Origin of the sequence: Streptomyces sp. NPDC005805 (assembly GCF_040630445.1) — a bacterium.
In the GTDB taxonomy this organism is placed as follows: Bacteria; Actinomycetota; Actinomycetes; order Streptomycetales; family Streptomycetaceae; genus Streptomyces.
The window spans coordinates 42774-63154 of record NZ_JBEXXN010000039.1 but is presented as its reverse complement, the minus strand read 5'-3'; the positions used below and the strand labels follow the sequence as shown (position 1 = coordinate 63154).

15 protein-coding genes and 1 pseudogene are annotated in these 20381 nt (G+C 76.1%); 4 read left to right on the top strand and 12 right to left on the bottom strand.

Annotated elements, in window-relative coordinates; genetic code table 11:
- Positions 1-681, bottom strand: a pseudogene (locus ABZ457_RS21210) (glucose-6-phosphate dehydrogenase); the annotation flags it as partial.
- A 208-nt stretch (positions 682-889) separates the two neighbouring features.
- Here ABZ457_RS21210 and ABZ457_RS21205 point away from each other — a divergent pair.
- The 3 genes from ABZ457_RS21205 to ABZ457_RS21195 all read left to right on the top strand — a co-directional run bounded on the left by ABZ457_RS21205 (position 890) and on the right by ABZ457_RS21195 (position 4106).
- Positions 890-2173 carry a Tm-1-like ATP-binding domain-containing protein gene (locus ABZ457_RS21205; protein ID WP_359159406.1) on the top strand — a complete coding sequence of 428 codons (1284 nt, stop codon included), beginning with the start codon at positions 890-892 and terminating at the stop codon, positions 2171-2173.
- A 349-nt stretch (positions 2174-2522) separates the two neighbouring features.
- Positions 2523-3776, top strand: a complete 1254-nt coding sequence (locus ABZ457_RS21200) for a hypothetical protein (RefSeq protein WP_359159404.1) — start codon at positions 2523-2525, stop codon at positions 3774-3776.
- 150 nt (positions 3777-3926) lie between these two features.
- The gene (locus tag ABZ457_RS21195; RefSeq protein ID WP_359159402.1) at positions 3927-4106 is read left to right on the top strand and encodes a hypothetical protein; all 180 of its coding nucleotides are present in this window, start codon (positions 3927-3929) and stop codon (positions 4104-4106) included.
- 90 nt (positions 4107-4196) lie between these two features.
- Here ABZ457_RS21195 and ABZ457_RS21190 read toward each other — a convergent pair whose 3' ends face one another.
- From ABZ457_RS21190 to ABZ457_RS21180, 3 genes are all read right to left on the bottom strand, one after another.
- Entirely contained in the window at positions 4197-4850 is a 654-nt protein-coding gene (locus tag ABZ457_RS21190) for a maleylpyruvate isomerase N-terminal domain-containing protein (RefSeq protein WP_359159400.1), read from the bottom strand.
- Between the two features lie 379 nt (positions 4851-5229).
- On the bottom strand, positions 5230-7254 hold the full coding sequence (locus ABZ457_RS21185; RefSeq protein ID WP_359159398.1) for an NB-ARC domain-containing protein: 2025 nt from the start codon (positions 7252-7254) through the stop codon (positions 5230-5232).
- Between the two features lie 179 nt (positions 7255-7433).
- Complete coding sequence (locus ABZ457_RS21180; protein ID WP_359159408.1) at positions 7434-7910, bottom strand: VOC family protein; 477 nt, start codon at positions 7908-7910, stop codon at positions 7434-7436.
- A gap of 165 nt (positions 7911-8075) precedes the next feature.
- On the opposite strand from ABZ457_RS21180, the gene ABZ457_RS21175 reads away from it, so the two are divergent.
- A complete protein-coding gene (locus ABZ457_RS21175; protein WP_359159396.1) occupies positions 8076-10535 on the top strand; it encodes a SpoIIE family protein phosphatase in 2460 nt (819 codons plus the stop codon).
- A gap of 14 nt (positions 10536-10549) precedes the next feature.
- Here the strand turns inward: ABZ457_RS21175 and ABZ457_RS21170 are convergent, their stop codons facing one another.
- From ABZ457_RS21170 to ABZ457_RS21135, 8 genes are all read right to left on the bottom strand, one after another.
- Positions 10550-11788: a VWA-like domain-containing protein gene (locus tag ABZ457_RS21170; protein ID WP_359159394.1), complete on the bottom strand. Its 1239-nt coding sequence runs from the start codon at positions 11786-11788 to the stop codon at positions 10550-10552.
- Positions 11785-13080, bottom strand: a complete 1296-nt coding sequence (locus ABZ457_RS21165) for a MoxR family ATPase (protein ID WP_359159392.1) — start codon at positions 13078-13080, stop codon at positions 11785-11787. Before ABZ457_RS21165 ends, ABZ457_RS21170 begins: the two co-directional genes overlap by 4 nt.
- Positions 13081-13195: 115 nt before the next feature.
- Positions 13196-14584 (bottom strand): hypothetical protein, encoded by a 1389-nt coding sequence (locus tag ABZ457_RS21160; RefSeq protein WP_359159390.1) that lies wholly within the window; start codon positions 14582-14584, stop codon positions 13196-13198.
- A 466-nt stretch (positions 14585-15050) separates the two neighbouring features.
- The gene (locus ABZ457_RS21155; RefSeq protein ID WP_359159388.1) at positions 15051-16088 is read right to left on the bottom strand and encodes an aldo/keto reductase; all 1038 of its coding nucleotides are present in this window, start codon (positions 16086-16088) and stop codon (positions 15051-15053) included.
- Entirely contained in the window at positions 16085-17530 is a 1446-nt protein-coding gene (locus ABZ457_RS21150) for an LLM class flavin-dependent oxidoreductase (RefSeq protein ID WP_359159386.1), read from the bottom strand. Before ABZ457_RS21150 ends, ABZ457_RS21155 begins: the two co-directional genes overlap by 4 nt.
- The gene (locus ABZ457_RS21145) at positions 17514-18395 is read right to left on the bottom strand and encodes an ABC transporter ATP-binding protein (RefSeq protein ID WP_359159384.1); all 882 of its coding nucleotides are present in this window, start codon (positions 18393-18395) and stop codon (positions 17514-17516) included. Before ABZ457_RS21145 ends, ABZ457_RS21150 begins: the two co-directional genes overlap by 17 nt.
- Positions 18371-19288, bottom strand: a complete 918-nt coding sequence (locus ABZ457_RS21140) for an ABC transporter permease (RefSeq protein ID WP_359159381.1) — start codon at positions 19286-19288, stop codon at positions 18371-18373. The genes ABZ457_RS21145 and ABZ457_RS21140 overlap by 25 nt, the downstream gene beginning before the upstream one ends.
- On the bottom strand, positions 19285-20370 hold the full coding sequence (locus tag ABZ457_RS21135) for an ABC transporter substrate-binding protein (protein WP_359159379.1): 1086 nt from the start codon (positions 20368-20370) through the stop codon (positions 19285-19287). The genes ABZ457_RS21140 and ABZ457_RS21135 overlap by 4 nt, the downstream gene beginning before the upstream one ends.
- Positions 20371-20381: the final 11 nt, after the last annotated feature.

Sequence of the window (20381 nt, the reverse complement as noted above, 5' to 3'; positions counted from 1 at the left end):
CCAGATCGGCTCGAAGAGGGTGTTGGCGAACCGCAGCGCCAGGATGTTCTGGACCGTCTCCTTGCCCAGGTAGTGGTCGATCCGGAAGACCTCGTCCGGGGCGAAGACCTCGTGCACGATCGCGTTCAGTTCACGGGCGCTGGCGAGGTCGTGGCCGAACGGCTTCTCGATGACCGCGCGCCGCCAGGAGCCGGGGGGCGGCTCGGAGAGCCCGTGGTCCTTGAGCTGCTGGACGACCTCGGGGAAGAACTTCGGCGGCACGGAGAGGTAGAAGGCGAAGTTCCCGCCGGTGCCCTGTTCCTTGTCCAGCTCCTGGACGGTGGCCCGCAGCCGCTCGAAGGCCTCGTCGTCGGCGAAGTCGCCCTGCACGAAGCGCATCCCCTCGGCGAGTTGGCGCCAGACCTCCTCCCGGAACGGGGTGCGGGCGTGCTCCCGGACGGCGTCGTGCACCTCCTGGGCGAAGTCCTGGTCCTCCCAGTCCCGGCGGGCGAAGCCGACGAGGGAGAAGCCCGGCGGCAGCAGACCCCGGTTGGCGAGGTCGTAGACCGCGGGCATCAGCTTCTTCCGGGAGAGGTCGCCCGTGACACCGAAGATGACCAGGCCCGAGGGCCCGGCGATACGGGGCAGTCTCCGGTCGAGCGGGTCCCGCAGGGGATTCGCCCAGCCGCTGTTCTCCGACATGGGGGCATGCCTCCTTGAGCGAGCGCGTCCAGCGTCCGAGTGCGTCGGTCCGAGCATCGCATCCAAGGCCCCTGCCTGCGCTGTTCCACGCGCCCGGCCGCGTCGGGGCGGCGCGGGCGCGGGTCGGCGGGCGGGCGGGGCCGGGTCGGCGGGCAGGCGGGACCCGCCCCCCTTGCCCCGGGGGCGGAGATCGCGAACAGTGGCTTCCATGGCGACAGTTGTGCTGGTGGGGACGCTCGACACCAAGGGCGAGGAGTACGGCTGGCTGCGCGAGCGGCTGCTCGCGCACGGGGTGGAGGTGCTGGTCGTCGACACGGGAGCGCACGGCGCGCCCCGGATCGCGCCGGACGTGCCGAGCGGGGACGTCGCCCGCGCCGCCGGGGCGGACCCGGAGGCGCTGCGGGCGGCGGGCGACCGGGGCGCCTCCGTGACGGTGATGGCCCGGGGCGCGGCCGAGGTCGTGACCGGGCTCTACGAACAGGGCCGCCTGGACTGCGTGTTCGCGATCGGCGGCAGTGGCGGCACCTCCATCGCGACCCGCGCGATGCGCGCCCTGCCGCTCGGCGTCCCCAAGCTGATGGTGTCGTCCATGGCGGCCGGGGACGTGTCCCCCTACGTGGGGTCGGCGGACATCACCATGATGTACAGCGTCGTCGACATCGCCGGGATCAACAGTGTGTCCGGGCCCGTCCTGGCGAACGCCGCCGACGCGGCCGCCGGGATGGCGAAGGGCTTCGCCTCCGCCCGGCGCGCCCTGCGCCCGGCCGACCTCGCCGCGGGCGGCCGACCCCTGGTGGCCACCAGCATGGCGGGGGTCACCACGGCGGGCGTCGACGCGGCCCGGGAGCGTCTGGCCGAACTCGGTTACGAGGTCCTGGTGTTCCATGTCAGCGGCGCGGGCGGGCGGACCCTGGAGTCGCTGGCCGGGCAGGGGCTGTTCGCCGGGGTGCTGGACCTGACGCTCAGCGAACTGGCGGACGATCTGTGCGGCGGGATCCTCACCGCCGGACCCGGCCGGCTGACGGCGGCCGGGCGGGCCGGGACACCGCAGGTGGTGAGCCTGGGGGCGCTGGACATGGTGAAGTTCGGGCCGCCGGAGACCGTCCCGGCCGCGATGCGCGACCGGGACGTGCGGGTGCACAACCCGTCGATCACCGTGGTCCGCACCACCGCCGGGGAGTGCGCCGAGCTGGGCCGCCGCGTCGCGGCCAAACTGCGCGCCGCCGCCGGCCCGGCCGAGGTGTGCGTGCCGCTGCGGGGGCTGTCCACCCTGGGCGCGCCGGGCGGGCCCTACCACGCGCCGGAGACGGACGAGGCCCTGTTCACGGCGTTGCGGGACGGGCTGGCGGGGAGCGCGGTGCGGCTCGTCGAGGTGGACGACCACATCAACAGCCCGGCCTTCGGGCGCGCCGCCGCGGACCGGCTGCACGCCCTGATCGGGGCGGCCGGGGCGGGTACGGGGGCGGCGCCGCCCGGTGCGGAGGCGTTCTGACCGCGTTTCCGCCCGGACGCGCTGGGACCGCGTTCCGGCCCGGCGGCCGGACCGCGCTCCGGACGCGGGGTCCGAGCGGCGGCGATCTGATACGGCGTGCGCGCCCGGCCCCGCACGGCCCGGTCCAGCGCAAACGCCTCTGCGGCCGGGGGCCCGGGGCGCCACTCCCGGGCCCCGGGGTGGCGTCCGACCGGGCGAGGGTTCCCCCTTCCGGCCCAGCGACATGGTTCCCGGATGGCGCAACGCGACGAACTGCGCACTAGTGGTAGTCAAGTGCGCAGCTCGAAGGCGCGCACGAGTCGAACACGGTGGGCGGCCCCTGGGCCGGCCCACGAACGGAGCACGCGCCATGACCCGCGACCCCTTCCCCAGCACAGACCCGGCCGACCACGACACCCGACCGACCGCCGGCCCCGCCCCGGTACCGGACCCCGGGTTCGCCGGCCCCGCATCCCCGCCGGTCACGGCGCACGACACCCCCGAGGACCCGGACGCGGCCCCGGCCCGGACCCCCGTGGCGGTCGCCGTCGCGGACGAGGCCCCCGGCCCGGCCGCCACCGGGACGCCCGCCGGCGCCGACTCCCCGGAGCACGGCGGGGCACCGGCCCCGGACCGGCGCCCCGCCGAAGCCGACGCCACCGCGGACGCGAGAACGGACTCGGACTCCGCCGCGGCCCCGGAAGCGAACGCGGAAGCGAACGCTGACAGCGGCGACAAGGACCACGAGGACGACGACGAGCCCATACGCACCGTGCTGCGCACCGCGGCCACCGAACGCCCCCTGGAGGAGGTCGCGGCCCTGGTCGCCCGTCTCCAGCGGACCGGCGAGGTGACCGGTCCCGCGGACGTGGCCCTGCGCGCCGCCGCCGTCAGCCGCCCCCTGGAGGAGGTCCGGCGCCTGGTGGCGCTGCTGAACGCCTCCGGCGAGGACGTCCAGCAGGCCGACACCACCCTGCGCGCGGCCGCCGTGGGCCGGCCGGTGGACGACGTGGTCCAGCTGGTGAACATCCTCGGCAGCGACAGCGGCGACTGGCGCACCCCGGGTAGCACCCCGCCCGCATCCTCCGACCCCGACGGCGGCCGGGACGGGAACGGCGCCCGCCGGAAGCTCTCGCGCCGCGAGCGCGCCGAGCACCGCGCGGCGACCCAGTGGTCCACGTCCGCCCTGAACAGCGCGCTCGCCGCGGGGCCCGGCGGGCACTCCGTCTCCCCCGCCCTGCGCTCGGTCCTGCGCTGGCCGGCGGCGCTGGCGCTGTTCGTATGCGGCGCCATCCACCTCCCGACGGACCTCCCCGCCCTCCGCTCCGGCGGTTACGGGGAACTGCTCTCGGTGGCCGTCCTGCTGCTGTGCCTGCTCTGCGCGGTGTGGCTCGCGACGCGGGACACCGCGACCGTGTGGGCGGCCACGGCGGGACTCGCCGTCGGCATCATCGCCCTGCACGCCCTCGCGGGCGCCGGCACGGTCGACCTGCTGAACAGCAGCCTCGGTGACACCTTCACCTGGGCGAAGGCGGCGGCCGTGCTCAGCGGGGCGGCCACGGTGCTCCTGGCGGGCGCGGCGCTCTTCCGCGGCGGCCGGGCCGGGGTGCCGAAGAGCACCTGACCCGCGCCGGGCCGCCCGCCCGCTGCTCCCCCGGCCCCCGCAACGGCGTCCTGCCGCCCCGGGGGCCGGGGTGCGTGAATCGACCCGTGTCGGGGCGGCCCCACGGGGTACGGGTCGGGCAAGAGCACACACGAACCGAGGAGGTGCTCCATGGAGCAAGGCGGCAACCGGGTCGGCCCGCACAAGGACGAGGCGATGAAACACGAGGTCGAGCAGTACCTCCGCGCCCGTCAGCAGCACACGCGGATCGACACGGCGCACGACCCCGAGCCCGGCGCCGACGACGCGCTGCCGGAGGATCCCGCCTCACCGTGGTCCCGCGGCGGCTGAGCCCGCCGCGCCCGCGCCGACGGCCGTCACCCGCACCGCGCGGGCGGCGGCCGTCCCGCGTACGCGGGGCGGCCCGTGTGCACCCGGGGCTCAGGACCGGGGCGCGCCGTACCAGCGCCAGGAGGTGCGGCGGGGGCGGCCGGGGAGTCCGCCGCGGCCGGTGGCCCAGAGGAGGACGGGCCACGGTTCGCCGCCGTCCACGGGCACATCGGGGAAGAGCCGGGCGAGGACGCGCTCGCACAGCTCGTCCGGCGGGCTCCAGTCGAGACCGAGCCCGTCGGCGATGTCATGGGTGTGCACCAGGGTCTCGACGATGCCCATGGCGGCGAAGCCCTCGGCGTCGGAGGCGCCGAAGACATGGTGGCCCCGGACGCCCCCGGGCGCGGTGCGCACCATCGCGGAGAGCATCGCCCCGCACGCCTCCACCACCTGGACGAGCCCGAGGGCTCCGGCGGCCGGGTCGGCGTGGACCGTGTTCGCGGGGCCGCCGGGTCGGCGGGGGCCGTGGACGAACGGGACCTCGCGGTCCACGGGGGCCTGGCGGAGCCCGAGCTGGGCCGCGTAGGCGAAGAGGTCGTCCGCGAGGTGTTCGGCGGTCTCCCGGCAGTCCCACTCCAGGCTCCCGGCGGGCGCGTCCCAGTCCGCGCCGGCGGGGGCGGACAGCAGCAGCCCCGTGCTCAGCCGGACGGCCTGGTCCAGATCCTCGGCGGTGACGGGCGACGGGGCGGCTCCGGTACTCGGCATACGGGGACGCTACCGCCGCGCCGGCGACCGCCGGGCACCGGGCCCGGGAGCGCGGGCCCCCCTTCCCGGCCCGGGCCCGGGCTCGCGGCCCCCGTTCCGGGCCATCAATTCCGGCCACCGCTCCGGGCCGGGCGACTCGCGGCCGGGCGGGCACGCGCCGCGCGCTCCCGACCACCGTTTCCGGCTACCGCCCGGGCCCGGCACCGGCACAGGCGGGCACGCGCCGCGCGCTCCCCCGACCACCGCTCTCCGGCCGGGCGACTCGCGGCCGGGCGGGCACGCGCCGCGCGCTCCCCCGACCACCGCTCTCCGGCCGGGCCCGGGCCACCGCTCCCGGCCCGGCACCGGGCCCCGCGTCGGCGTGCTCGCCGTCCGGCCGTCAGGCCCGGTCCGGGGCGAGCGCCCGGGCCAGGCCCTCCGCGGGGACGCCCGAGACGCCGTGCCAGAAGGCGCGGTCGTAGGCGTCGTCGCCCGCCGCCTCGCGGGCGGCGCGTTCGCACGCCGTGCGCATCCCGCCCAGCTCGGGCATGCCGCGCTGGGGGTGCCCGGTGGAGCGCCAGTACGCCTCGCCGGTCCCGGAGACATGGGCCGCGCCCTCGCCGTCGCCGACCGCGGCGAGCGCCGCCGCCAGCAGGTCGAGGCCGAGCGCCACGCCGAAGCTGTCGCCCAGACCGCGCTTGCCGGCGAGCATCGCCCGCGCGTGCCCGGCGGCCTCCTCCGGTTCGCCGGTCAGCAGGCAGATCAGGGCGAGCTGGTAGTGGACGTAGGAGCGCGTCCAGTACTCGCCCGCCGCCACGCACTCCCGGCGCAGCGCCTTCGCCTGCGCGCGCGCCTCGTCGAACCGCCCGGCGCCGGTCCGGGCGAAGAGCTTCACCAGCCGGCAGCGCAGGGCCGCGCCGGAGCCGGCGGCCCGGGGCGGGGCCGCGCGCAGGGCCCGGACGGCGAGGTCGTGGGCGGCGTCCGGGTCGCCCTCCAGGAGCGCTATGAGCCCGGCGAGGTACGCGGCGTCCAGGGTGCCCTCGGCGTCGGCGTGGCGCCGGGCCTCCTCGGCGCACTCCGCGCCGCGGGCCCGGGCGAGGCCGTACTCGCCCTGGAGGGTGAGCGCGACGCCGAGGGCCCACAGGGCGCGCACCCGGTGCGGGCCGCTCGCGCCGGTGCGCGCCAGGGAGTGCTCCAGGCAGCCGCGCGCCTCGTGCAGATGTCCGCAGCAGGCCCAGAAGAAGCCGACGCCGCCCGCGAGTTCGAGGGCGCGGGGCGGGTCGGTGGCCTGGAGGTGCTCCCAGGCGGTGCACAGGTCGGTGTGGGAGGCGGCGATCCGCTCGTACCAGTGGCGCTGCCGGACCCCGTGCCACTCCGCTCCCGCCTGCCGCACCGTGCGCAGGCACAGCTCGGCGAGGCGGCCGGTGACCGCGTCCTCCTCGCCGAGGGCGCCGAGCCAGCCGAGGCCGTACTCGCGGATGGTGTCGAGCATCCGGTGCCGGCCGTCGTCGTCGCGGACGACCACGGACTTGGCGACGAGTCCGGCGAGCGTCTTGGCGACCGCGGGCGGCTCCAGCGGCCCGCCCGCGCACACCTCGGTGGCGGTGTCCGCGTCGAAGGAGCCGCGGAACACGGCGAGTCGGGCCCACAGCAGGCGTTCCAGCGGTTCGCACAGCTCATGGCTCCAGCCGACGGCGGTGCGCAGGGTCCGGTGCCGCCGGGGTCGGGTCCCCTCGGGGCCCTCCAGGACGTCGAAGAGGGAGTCCAGCCGCTCCAGCACCCCGGTGTAGCCGTACTGCGGCACCTGGGCGGCGGCCAGTTCGAGGGCGAGCGGGATGCCTTCGAGCCGCCGGCACAGCTCGGTCACCGCGTGCGCCTCCCCGGGACCGCCGGGGCGGCGGCCGGCGCGGCGGACGAGGAGGGCGCGGGCGTCGGGGCCGTCGGCGGGCAGGGGTCCGAGTTCGAGGACGCTCTCGGCCGGGACCTGCAGCGGCTGGCGGCCGGTCACCAGGACGGTGAGGCCGGGCGCGGCGGTGAGCAGGCCGGTGACCAGGTCGGCGCAGGGGGCGACCAGGTGCTCGCAGGAGTCGAGGACGAGCAGCAGGCGTTTTCCGGCCAGCCATTCGCACAGGGCGTCGACCGGCATCCGGGGGGTGTGGTCGTGCAGGTCGACGGCGTCGGAGACGGTCGCGACGAGCAGCCGGTCGCCCTGGAGGCCCGACAGGTCGGCCCACCAGACGCCGTCGGGGTGGTCGCCGGTGCGGGCGGCGAGGGCGGCGGCCCGCAGGGCGAGCCGGGTCTTGCCGACCCCGCCCGGTCCGGTGACGGTCACCAGCCGGCTGTCGCCGGTCATCCGGGCCAGGGCGCCCAGTTCGGCGCTCCGGCCCATGAATCCACCGGCTTCCCGGGGCAGATGTCCTCGCACCGGGTCAGTCTGACGCACCTTCATGGACCGGCACACCGCACCGTCGGGAATCAGCCGCGGGCGGGCAGGTCCGAACGCGCGGCACGGGGGCCGGGCGTCCGAACGCGCGGCGGCCCCGGGCGGCGGGATGTCCGAACGCGCGGCGGCCCCGGGCGGCGGGCCCGGCCCGCCCGGCGGGCTCAGCCGGCGTCGGCCGCCGCGCGGAGCGCCGCCACGTCCAGCTTGGACATCCCGAGCATGGCCGTCATCGCGCGCTGGGCGCGGGCGGGGTCCGGGTCCTCCAGGAGTTCGCCGAGCACGGCGGGCACGACCTGCCAGGAGAGTCCGTAGCGGTCCTTGACCCAGCCGCACGGGCCCTCCTGCCCGCCGCCCTCGGTCAGCTTCGACCAGTAGTGGTCCACCTCCTCCTGGTCCGCGCAGTCGATGAGGAAGGAGACGGCCTCGTCGAAGGTGAACTCGGGACCGCCGTTGATCGCGGTGAAGGGTTCGCCGTCGAGGACGAAGTCGACCGTGAGCACCGTCCCGGCGGGACGGGGACCGGCCTCGCCGTAGTACGAGACATTGGTGATCTTGGAGTTCGGGAAGACCGAGACATAGAACTCGGCCGCTTCCTTGCCCTGGGTGTCGAACCACAGGTTGGGGGTGATGCGGGGCATGGCGTTCTCCTGGTGTCGTGCGGTGGTGGCGCGGTGGTGGTCGCGCCGCCGTGCGGGTGTCACCATCTGAGACCGTCCGGGTGCGCGGAACTCATCGGCGCGCCGGAGACGGGTCCCGGCGCAGCCCGCGTGCGCCACCGGGGCACCCGGCGGAGGATGGAAGCGATGACCGGATCCGTGACCTTGTTCAGTGAGAGCCCGGAGGACCCTTTCTCGCTGGGTCGCGCCGTCTCCGTGGTGCTCGACGCGCACGGCCGGATCACCGGCTGGAGCGGTCTGGCCGAGACGACGCTGGGGCACACCGCCGACGAAGCGCTGGGGCGGTCCGTCGTCGGGCTGCTGGTGGCGCCCGAGGACGCGCACACCGTGCGGGAGGCGATGGAGGACTGCGTCCGTCACGGCGGCTGGTTCGGGATCGTGCCGGTGCTCGTCAAGGACGGCGGCAGGCTGGGACTGGGGATGCGCGTCCGCCCGGTGACCAGGGACGACGGCACGGTCGAGTGGTACATCGTGGGGGCGCCCGCCGCCGATGTGATCCAGTGGGAGATCGACCGGTCGGTGATCGACGGCCTGTTCCGCCGCTCCCCCATCGGTCTGATCCTGCACGGCCCCGACCTGCGGATCCTGCGGGTCAACCGGGCCGTGGCGCATATCGGCGGGATCCGGACGGAGGCCGCGCGGGGGCTGCGGGTCGGCGATTTCCTAGTGCACGCGGACGCCGGGACGATCGAGTCCCGGCTGCGGGAGGTGCTGCGGACCGGGCTGCCGATGATCGGGACCGAGCAGTCCTGCCGGCTCCTCTCCGACCCGGCGAAGGAACGGTACGTCGCCGTGTCGGCCTTCCGGATGGAGGACTCCGCGGGCCGGGTCCTGGGGGTGGCCGAACTCGTCGAGGACGTCACCGACCGCCATCGCGCCCGGCGCCGGCTGGCGCTGCTGAGCGCGGCCGGGGCCCGGATCGGCACCACCCTGGACGTGGCGACGACCGCCGACGAACTGGCCGCGGCCGCCGTCCCGGGGCTCGCGGACGTCGTGTCGGTGGATCTGCTGGAGCAGGTCAGCCGGGGCGAGGAGCCGGTCGCGGACGGCGCCGACGGCGCGGTGCGCAGAACCGCGCTGCACAGTGTGCTGCCGACCGCGGAGCGGAGGATGCTCCGGGTCGGTTCGCTCTGCACCTTCCCGCAGGACTCGCCGCAGGGCCGCTGTCTGGCGACCCGGCGGCCGGTGCTGGAGGGCGTCCTCGTCCCCCCGGAGGAGGCGCCGGGGCCGGTCACCGGGGGCCCGGGGGCGGAGGGGGCGGCCTGCGGGGAGCCCGGCGCGGCCGGGGCGCACTCGCTGATGGTGGTGCCGCTGACCGCCCGGGGCCTGGTGCTCGGGTTCATGAGCCTGTGGCGTTCCCGGGCGCCGGAGCCCTTCGAGGACGACGACCTCACCCTCGCCGGTGAACTCGCGGCCCGGGCCGCCGTCTCCATCGACAACGCGCGCCGCTTCACCCAGCAGCGCCGGACCGCGCTGGCGCTCCAGCGGCGGCTGATGCCCCGGGAGCTGCCGGCGCACCCGGCGGTCGTGGTCGCCCACCGCTATCTGCCCGCCGGCGGTGCGAGCGGGGTGGGCGGCGACTGGTTCGACGTGATCCCGCTGTCGGGCGCCCGGGTCGCCCTGGTGGTGGGGGACGTGGTCGGGCACGGCATCAACGCGGCGGCCACCATGGGGCGGCTGCGCACCGCCGTGCACACCCTGGCCGATCTGGACCTGGAGCCGGACGAGGTGCTGTCCCATCTCGACGACCTGGTCACCCGGCTGGCGGGCGAGCAGGAACCGGACGACGAGGGCGGGCCGGGCGAGCAGGTCGTCGGCGCGACCTGTCTGTACGCCGTGTACGACCCGGTGTCCCGGCAGTGCTGCATGGCGCGGGCCGGGCATCCGCCGCCGGTGCTGGTCACCCCGGACGGGCGGGCCGAGGTGCCGGACCTGCCGGCCGGGCCACCGCTGGGCCTGGGCGGGCTGCCGTTCGAGACCGGGGAGGCGACGCTGCCGGAGGGCAGCGTCGTCGCCCTGTACACCAACGGGCTGATCGACGGCGAGCACCACGACGTGGACGACGGCGTCGCCCGGCTCTGCGAGACGCTGAGTGTCCGGGGGCGGTCGCTGGAGGAGACCGCGCAGCGGGTCGTCGAGACCCTGCTGCCCGCGCGGCCGAGCGACGACGTGGCGCTGCTGCTGGCCCGGACGAACACCCTCGCGCCGGGGCTGGTGGCCACCTGGGAGCTGACCGCGGAGGCGACCGCCCCGGCCCGGGCACGGAGGCTGACGGCGGATCAGCTCACCGTCTGGGGGCTGGAGGAGCTGGTGTTCACCACCGAACTGATCGTCAGCGAGCTGGTCACCAACGCCTACCGGTACGCCGGCGGGCCGGTGACGCTGCGTCTGATCCACCACCACCGGCTGATCTGCGAGGTCACCGACCCGAGCAGCACCTCCCCGCATCTGCGCCGCGCCCGCACCACGGACGAGGGCGGCCGCGGCCTCCTCCTCGTCGCCCAGCTCACCGAGCGCTGGGGCACCCGGCACGCGCGGGAGGGCAAGACCGTGTGGACCGAGCAGCGGCTGCCGCCGACGGTGTGAACCGGGGGCGGGGGTCAGCGGCCGCTCTCGCCGATGACGACCACCCGGGCCCAGGAGGGCGGGGCGTCGGGCACGTAGTCGTCCTCCTCGGACCGGTGGCGGTGCCGGGGGAAGAGGCCGACCACGGTCCGGCAACCGGGCCGCCGCGAGGGCCACGGGGTCTGGCCGTCCGTCAGGACCACGACGGCGTCCGGGCGCGGGGAGGCGCCCAGCGCCCGGGCGAAGCCGGCGCGCAGATCGGTCCCGCCGCCGCCCAGCAGGGGGATGCCCTCGGCCCGGCACAGCGGGTGGACGACACGGGCGGAGGCGTCGCACGGCACCACGGTGACGAGGTCCCGCCGGCCGCCCAGGGCGCGGGCGATGGCGGCCACCTCCAGGAGGGCGCTGCCCAGTTCGGCGTCGCTGACCGAGCCGGAGGTGTCGACGACCACGGCGACCCGGGGCGGGCGCCGCCGGAGGCTGGGCAGCACCGCGCCGGGGACACCGGCGGATCGGCGGGCGGGCCGGCCGTAGGTGTAGTCCTCCCCCGCGCCGCCGGCGGTGGCGGCCGAACGGACCGCCGCGCCGAGCAGCGTGCGCCACGGCTGCGGGGGATGGACCACGTCCTCGGCCCAGCGCCGCCATGCCTTCGAGGCGCTGCCCGGGCTGCCGGCGATGCCCCGGGCCACCCGGAACCGGACCGCCTCGTGCTCATGGGCCGCCAGCCCGTGGGCGCCGTCCGGGCCGAGGTCCCAGGGGCGTTCGAGGCCGTCGGCGCCGCTGCCGCAGTCGAGCCAGGCGAGGTCCCGGGTACGGGGGCCGAGGCCGAAGCGGAAGAGGTAGTCCTCCATCAGCTCGCCGTCGGGCAGGCCGAGGGTCCCCGGCACGACGGCACCCTCGGGGCGGACCAGGCCGTCGCCGTAGATGTCGTCGTTGATCTCCAGGTCGGCGGCGATGTTGAGGCGCAGCCGCGCGCCGGTGCCGGTGAGACCGCGTTCGCGGGCGATCCGGTCGCCCCGGACGTGGTGGTCGCGCAGGAGGTGGGAGACCTCGTGCACCCACACCGCGGCCAGTTCCTCCTCCGGGGTGGCGGCGACGAAGGACGGGGAGACGTACATCCGCCAGTGCCGGTCGACGGCCATCGTGGGCACGGACCGGCACTCCACGGGGTGCAGGGCGAAGAGGGCGGTGGCGAGGTAGGGCCGGGCCCGGACGGCGTGCAGCCGGGCGGCGAGGAGTCTGTCGAGGTCCAGGGCCCCGGAGGCGGCGCTCATCGGGTCCGCTCCCGCCCCGACGCCTCACGGGCGGCGGTCCGTTCGGCCGCGCGGTCCGCCCGCCGGGACAGGGCCACCACCCCGGTGAGGCGGTCCATCGCGGCGGGCACCTCCCAGTCCTCGCGGCGCAGAGCGGCCAGGGTGGTGGCCGGGACCACCACCAGATCCGGGGCGCCGGTCCCGGCGGCCCGGGCGAGCAGGGCCCAGGCCGCCTCCCAGCGGGCCTTCTCCGGGCGCGCGTTGACGGCGGCCACCACGGCGTCCAGGGCGGCCTGCCGCTGGTCGCCGCGTTCGGGCAGGGGCGCGGAGGCGGGGTCGGCGAGGAGGTCCTCCGGGTCCGGCAGGTCCATCCGGTCGACGGCGGCGAGCAGTTCGAAGCCGGGCCCGTCCCCGACCGCTCCCCGGACCAGCAGCGACAGCACCTCTTTGCCGGACCCGGCGGCGGTGGCGAAGGCGATCAGGCACAGCGCGGTGTCCCAGCTCCGGGGCGAGGGCCACGCGCCGCCCCGGCGGGCCTCGCCCGAGGGCAGCCGGTGCACCAGGGCGGGCCGGGCGGCGAGGAAGCCGCACACCGCGCGGCGGGCCCGGTCCACGGCGGCGGGCAGCGCGTCCGGGTCCAGACGGGGCAGGACGGCGCGGGGCCAGGTGCCGCCGAGGCCGCGGACCACCACCTCGGGGTCGTGGGCCCAGTGGAGATGGACGAAACGGTTGGCCAGGGGCGGACTCAGCTCCCAGCCGTCGGCGGCGCTGGCGGGCGGGTTGGCGGCGGCCACGATCCGGATGCCGGGCGGCAGGCGGAGCGCGCCGATCCGCCGCTCCAGCACCAGGCGCAGCAGGGCGGCCTGGACGGCGGGCGGCGCGGTGGACAGCTCGTCGAGGAAGAGCAGGCCCCGGCCGGCGCGGACGAGCCGTACGGCCCAGTCCGGTGGGGCCATCGGGACGCCCCGCTCGGCCGGGTCGTCGCCGATCACGGGGAGTCCGGCGAAGTCGGACGGTTCGTGGACGCTGGCGATGACGGTGGTCAGGGGCAGGTCCAGGGTCCGGGCCAGCTGGGTGAGGGCGGCGGTCTTGCCGATACCTGGCTCGCCCCAGAGCAGGACGGGCAGATCGGCGGAGACCGCGAGGGTCAGCGCCTCCAACTGGGCGTCGGGGCGCGGTTCGGTGGTGGTGGCGCGCAGCAGGGCGATGAGGTCACCGGCCGTATCGAGCGGAGAGGCGGGGGCGGGGACGGCGTCCGGCGGCGGGAGCTGCGGTGCGGGCGCGGCGGGCAGGGCGGTGGTGTGTACGGACATGGGTGATCACCTGTGGGTGTGAGGAGATATGACGGGGTGTCGGGCCGGCCGCGCCGGGGCGGCGGGCCGGTTGGGCGGGCGCGGCGGTCCGGCGGTAGGTCGGGGCGTTCGGGTGTCAGCGGGCCAGGGCGTGACGGGGGCGGGTCCGGGCGCGCGGTCCGGGCCGGGTCTCCTCCCAGGGGCCGCGCAGCCCATGGGTGTCCAGGCCGGCCCGGAACAGCCCGTACGCGATCCGCCGCCGTGCCGCCTCCGCCAGCGCCTCGCGCAGTGCGCCGTCGCGCAGGACGGCACCGGGGCCGAGCAGGCCCTCGACGGCGGCGATCGCCCCGGCGGTGTCGCCGTGCGCGAGGCGCGCCCGGACCTCGGGGAGAGCCTGCGGGTTGCGGTGCGCCTCGTCGATGACACGCAGACAGGGCAGCGGTGTGCCGGAGAGGGCGGCGAGCAGTTCCTCGCGCCGAAGCTCCACCGGGTCGTGGTCGAGCGGTGCCAGGGTCCCGTCGACCATGCCGATGCGGTGCTCCGCGCCACGGCAGTCGACGGTCCGGACCGCCCCCGCCGGGCCGGTCTCCGCCGGTGGCCGGGGCGTGGCGGCGCCCGGGGCGAGCGCTTCGGCGACGAGGGGGTGCAGCCGGCCGGCGTCGACGAGTCCGGCGCGGAGGAGGTCCAGGTCCGGCGGGACCCAGGTCGCGGCCTCGGGCAGTTCGGGCGGCACGGGCCCCGGGCGGCGGTCGCCGGGTGGGACGGCACGGAACGCGGCCGCGCCCCCGCCCGCCTGCTGAGGTCTCAGCTCCAGGAGGAGACGGCGCCGGGTACCGAGCCGCACGGTGAACCGGCCGTCGGAGCGGCCCTCGGCACGGCCCTCCGTGCCGAGCAGGATGGCCGCCTCGGCCGCCCACCGGCCGGTGGCGGGACGCCTCCCCGGGGCGTCCGCGCCCCCGTCCTCCGCCGGGGCGTCGGCGCCGCAGCGGGTGCGCAACTCCGGTGCCCGGCCGGCGTCCCAGAGGTGCCGGTGCAGGTCGAGGCGGAAGCGCCGGTCCGGGCGGGGGTGCGGATGGCGGGCCCCGGCCCGGTCGCGGGAGCCGTCCCACAGGGCGAGGGCGACCCGCTGGCCCGCGTCCGCCCAGGCCGGCGGCGTCCGGACGACGAGGTGCGGGGCGATGGCCCCGGGGCGGTCCGGCGGGTCGTAGCGGGCCAGGGACACGGTCAGGCCGGGGCGCAGCAGCCCGTCGGGGGCGATCCTCGGCAGATGCCAGCGCAGCAGGTCGGGGGCGAGCCGCCGCAGGTCGGCACGGACCCGGGCCGCGAGTTCGCGGCCATGGGCGCGGGCGACGGCGCGCGGGTCGAGATCGATGTCGACACGGGCCGCGGCGCAGGCCCCGGCCCAGTCACCGGCGTTCCGGCGCGCGGTCGCGGTCTCGATCATGGCGGGCGGCACGGCGAACTCGCGCACGCGCGGCCAGAAGGAATGCGGGGAGCGGTCCCCGTACGCGGTGGAGGTGGGCATCAGCACTCACCTTGCGCGGACGGGACCCTCCGTTCATACGAGTCAGGAGTGATCATCGCGGCGATGCTAGCCCGCGGACGAGCGCCCGCGCCAAGGGTTTTCCGCGGCCGGGCGCGGGGCGCGCCGGGCGGCGGTCCTGGACGGCCGGACGAGGAGTGCTTTAGGTTAGCCTTGCCTAACCGACCTTCCCGGTCGGTCGTCCTGAACAGCAACTGGACAGCCGATCGGTGCGTCCGTGCGGCGGCCGTCTCCCGACGGCCCGCCCCGGACGCACCGATCGGGCCCCGACCCCCGGGGCGCGGCGCGGGACGGTCCCCCTGCCCGACGCCCCGGGTCGCCGCGCGGCCGCCACCCCGTACAGGCGGGGCGGCGGCCGCGCGGCACGTTCCGGGCCCGGTGCGCGCGTCCGGCCCGGGCACGGTCGCCTCGCCGGCGTGCGCCCGTCCGGCCCGGTGCGCGCGGCGCGTCAGTGGCGTGGGCGGCGGCGCAGGGCCGGGTCCGCCAGGGCGGGCGGGGCGTAACCGGCGTCCCGGGCCGAGAGGTTGGTGCCCGGGGGCACGATCTTGTCGATCCGGTCGAGCACGTCCTCGGTCAGCCGGATACGGTCCGCGCCGAGCTGGCTCTCCAGCTGCTCGAAGGTCCGCGGGCCGATGATGGCCGAGGTGACGGCCGGGTGCTCCAGCACGAAGGCGAGCGCCAGCTGGACGAGGGTCAGCCCGGCCTCCTCCGCGAGCCCGGCCAGTGCCTCGGCGGCCTCCAGTTTGGCCGCGTTCTCCGGGGCCGTGATGTCGAAGCGGGCGGCCTGCCGCTCACTGCGGCTGGACGGCGGCTGCCCGGCGCCGTCGCGATAGCGGCCGGAGAGCCAGCCGCCCGCGAGCGGGCTCCAGGTGAGGACGCCGAGCCCGTACCGCCGGGCGACCGGCAGGAGTTCCCGCTCGATGCCCCGGGCGAGCAGGGAGTAGGGCGGCTGCTCGGCCACCACCCGTTCCCGGCCCCGGCGTTCGGCCGTCCACTGGCCCTCGACGACGGCCGAGGGCTCGAAGGTGGAGGTGCCGATGTAGCGGATCTTGCCCTGGCGGACGAGATCGGTGAGCGCGCCGAGGGTCTCGTCGAAGTCGGTCTCCGGTTCCGGGCGGTGGACCTGGTAGAGGTCGATCCAGTCGGTGCCGAGGCGCCGCAGGCTGTTCTCCACCTCCTGGACGATCCAGCGGCGGCTGTTGCCGCGTTCGTTGGGTCCCGGGCCGAGGCTGCCGTGGCACTTGGTGGCCAGGACCACGCCGTCCCGCCGTCCGCCGGCCAGTGCCTTGCCGACGATGGTCTCGGACTCGCCGGCCGAGTAGACGTCGGCGGTGTCCACGAGGTTGATGCCCGCGTCCAGGGCGCGGTGGATGACGCGGACGCTGTCGGTGTGGTCGGTGTTGCCGCGGGCGCCGAACATCATGGTGCCCAGGGCGAGCGGGCTCACCCGGACTCCGGTGCGCCCCAGCAGCCGGTACTCGGTCATCGGGCCGCCTCCACGGTGTCGAGGCCGGCGGTGTCGAGACCGGCCGCGGGACCGGCGCCGAGGCCGATGCCGAGGTGCGCGGTGCCGGTCCGCGCCACGGTGTCGAAGTGGCGGTTGGCCGGGCGCGGCAGGCCGTAGTGGTCGCGCAGGGTGGTGCCGGTGTACTCGGTGCGGAACAGGCCGCGTTCCTGGAGGATCGGGACGACCCGGTCGACGAACGCCGCCAGGCCGGAGGGCAGCACGGCGGGCATGATGTTGAAGCCGTCGGCGGCTCCCGCGTCGTACCACTCCTCGATGGTGTCGGCGACCTGCTCGGCGGTGCCGGCGAAGGTGCGGTGGCCGCGGCCGCCGCCGAGGCGGCCGATGAGCTGCCGGACGGTCAGCCGTTCGCGCCGGGCCAGTTCCACGATCAGGGTGTAGCGGCTCTTGGCGCCCTCGATCTCGTCCTCGGTGGGGATGTCCTCGGGCAGTTCGGCGTCCAGGTCGAGTTGGTCGTGCGGGATGCGCAGGCGTTCGGCGAGCTGCCGCTTGGCGTACTCGGGGACGATCAGGCGGTCGAGTTCGGCGTCGAGTTCCCGGGCCTCGGCCTCGGTGTCCCCGATGACGGGCACGATGCCGGGGAGGATCTTGACGCCCTCGGGGTCGCGGCCGAGGGCGAGGGCCCGCCGCTTGACGTCCTTGTAGAAGGCGATGCCCTCCTGGAGGGTCTGCTGCGCGGTGAAGACGGCCTCCGCGTAACGGGCGGCGAAGTCCTTGCCGTCCTCGCTCGATCCGGCCTGGACGAGGAGCGGGTAGCCCTGCGGGGAGCGTTCGACGTTCAGCGGGCCGTCGACGCGGAAGAACTCGCCCCGGTGGTCGATGCGCCGGACGCGGTCGGCCCGGGTGTGGACGCCGTTCTCCTTGTCGGCGACCACCGCGTCGTCGGCCCAGCTGTCCCAGAGCTTGGTGGCCACGTCGACGAACTCGGCGGCCCGGCGGTAGCGGTCGCGGTGGAGCGGGGTGTCGTCGAGGCCGAAGTTGCGGGCCGCGTCGGCGCCCGCGGTGGTCACGATGTTCCAGCCCGCGCGGCCGTTCGAGACATGGTCGAGGGAGGCGAAGCGGCGGGCCAGGTTGTAGGGCTCGTTGTAGCTGCTGGAGGCGGTCGCGATGAGGCCGATGCGGCTGGTCGCCCCGGCGAGGGCGGTCAGCAGGACGGTGGGCTCCAGCTTGCCGACCGGCCGGCGGCCGGGGTCGCCCTGCTGGACGGGGCTGTCGGCGAGGAACACCGAGTCCAGCTTGCCGCGTTCGGCGATCCGGGCGAGGTGGGTGAAGTGCTCGATCCCGGTGCCGGTGCGGGCGGGGCTCTCCGGGAGCCGCCAGGCGGCCTCGTGGTGGCCGACGGACATCAGGAAGGCGTTGAGGTGGAGCTGCTTGCGCTCGGGTGTCTCAGGCGTGCGGGGCATCGGCGGGGTCCTTCGGGTGGTCGGTGGGGGCGGCTTCGGGGACGGGCGCGGGGTCGGCGACGCCGAGGGCGGCGAGCAGGGTGTCCCGGTACTCCTGGAAGCGGGGGTCGCGGCGGATCCGGGGTGTGGGCAGGTCCACGGCGAGGTCGACCGCGATCCGGCCCTCGTCGAGGACGAGGACCCGGTCGGCGAGTTCCACCGCCTCGTCCACGTCATGGGTGACGAGCAGGACCGCGGGGCGGTGGCGTTCGTACAGTTCGCGCAGGAGGCCGTGCATCCGGATGCGGGTGAGGGCGTCCAGGGCTCCGAACGGCTCGTCCGCGAGGAGGAGTTCGGGGTCGCGGACCAGGGCGCGGGCGAGGGCGGCGCGCTGCTGCTCGCCGCCGGACAGCTCATGGGGCCAGGAGCGCTCGCGGCCCGCGAGACCGGTCTCGGCGAGGGCGGTGCGGCCGCGTTCCCGGGCGCCGGGGCCGCGCAGTCCCAGGGTCACGTTGTCGAGCACCCTCAGCCACGGCAGCAGCCGGGAGTCCTGGAAGGAGAGCGAGACCCGGTCGGGGACGGTCAGTTCGCCGGAGCCCTCGACATCGTGGTCCAGGCCGGCCACGGCACGCAGCAGGGTCGACTTCCCGGAGCCGCTGCGGCCGAGGAGGGCGGTGAACTCCCCCGGGGCGAGGGTGAGATCGAGCTCCTTGAGCACGCTCCGGTCGCCGAAGCGGCGGACGAGGCGGCGGGTGCGGACGGCGGCGGCCGTCTCGTCCGCCGGGGCGCGGCCGGTGTCCCGTGCGGTTGGCGGGTGGGACGCCGTGTCCCGTGCCGGTGCCGTCGTCCCGTGCTCCGCGGTCAGCCCGCGAGGGTGCGTCGCCATGACAGGGCCCTCCTCTCGATCGCGCGCACCAGAGCGTCGGAGGCGAAGCCGAAGACCCCGTAGGCGACCAGGCCGACGATGATCACGTCGGACTGGGCGTACTGCTGGGCCTGGAACATCATGTAGCCGATCCCGCTGGTCGCGTTGATCTGCTCGACGACGATCAGACCCAGCCAGGACGAGGTGACGCCGAGGCGGAGGCCGACGAAGAAGCCGGGCAGGGAGCCGGGGAGGACGACCTTGCGCAGAAAGCGGCCGCGGCCGAGGCCGAGCACCTCGGCGAGTTCCACATGGCGGCTGTCGATGCCGGTGAGCGCGGTGTGCACCTGGATGTACATGTTGACGGCGACGCCCAGGGCGATGACCGTCACCTTCATCTCCTCGCCGATGCCCAGCCACAGGATCAGCAGCGGCAGCATGGCCAGGGAGGGGATGGCGCGTTTGATCTGGAGGGGCCCGTCGACCAGGTACTCGCCGCTGCGGCTGAGTCCCGCGAGCAGGGCCAGCCCGACACCCGCGACGACCCCGAAGAGCAGGCCGAGACCGGCGCGTTGCAGGGAGATCAGGACATTGCCCTGGAGCCGGCCGTCGGCGACCAGGTCGGCGGCGGTGGCCAGGACCTCGCCCGGCCCGGACAGGATGCGTGGATCGAGCCAGCCGGCGGCGGAGGCGGCCCACCAGGCGGCGACCAGCAGCACGGGCCCGAGGAGCCGGCCGAACGGGACGGCCCGGCCGGGGCCGAGCCGTCGGCCGCGGCGCCGCGCGGGCCGGCGGGCGCCGGTGCGCGGGGGTGCCTCCGGGACCTTGCCGCCCGGCGGGCGTACCGGCGGGGCGTGGGGGCCTTCGAGGGCGGCGGGGCGCGCCTCGCGGACCGGGGTCAGTGCGTCGGTCATCCTTCCTCCCGGTAGCGGGCCGGTACGGCGGCGGCCGCGAGGCCCTCGAAGCGCCGGTCGAACAGCTTCTCGGCGTCGATCTCCGGTACGAAGCCGCCCTCGGCCATCAGGTCGGCGGTCTCCTGCTCCCAGGCCAGGGCCTCGTCCCAGGAGGCGGGGAAGACCGGCTTGGCGTGGGACTCGACGATCCGGCGGCCGTCGGCGGCGGTGACGCCCTGGTCCTTGACGTAGTAGGCGTCGATCCAGCGGTCCTGGTTCTCCCACGCCCACACCTGGCCCTGCGCCCACAGCCCGACGAAGCTGCGCACGGCGGCGGCCTTCGCTGGGTCGTCGAGGACCTGGGCCGGCGCCCAGAGGACGCTGAGCAGGTCGACGACATCGGTCCGCACCCCGCGTGCGCCGTCCTTGGCGTACTGGCTGAGGTACTTGGTCAGGGTCGGCTCGCCGAGGGGCGCGATGTCGACCTGGCCCGACTGGAGGGCGGTCAGGAACTGGGTGCTCGGCAGTTCGACCAGGCGCACCTCGTCATGGGCGATGCCCGCCTGCTTCAGGGCGCGCAGGACGACGACGCCCTGGGCCTGGCCCTGAGAGAAGGCGATCTTCTTCCCTGTGAAGCCGTCCACGTCGGTGACGGTGGAACCGGGGGCGGTGGCGAAGACGTAGGAGGGGTGGTGGCGGACCTGGACGCCGACGATGCGGGCCTTCACCCCGATGGCCTCGGCCTGGATCGGCGGAATTCCGGCGTTGCTCGCGAGGTCGATGGAATGCGCGCGGAATCCCTGGATGATGTCGGGTCCGGCGCTGAGATTCGGCCATCCGGCGACCGAGAACGGCAGCTTCTTCCCCAGTCCGGATTCGGCGAACTGAATCCGTGAGGTGCGGACGGCGATCGTCAGTTCGGTCCCGGGCGGCGGGGGTCCGGTGGGGAGTTCTCCGGCGGGTTCGGAATGGGCGGCGGGAGTGGTCTGGGGTGCGCATCCGGCGGCGGTGAGCACGGCGGCGCCGGCGAGGGCGAGAAAGCCTCTGCGGCCGAGGGCGGACGGTCTGCGCCCGGGTGCGGAATACGCGGAAGGGGAGGTCATCGGGTGGTCCT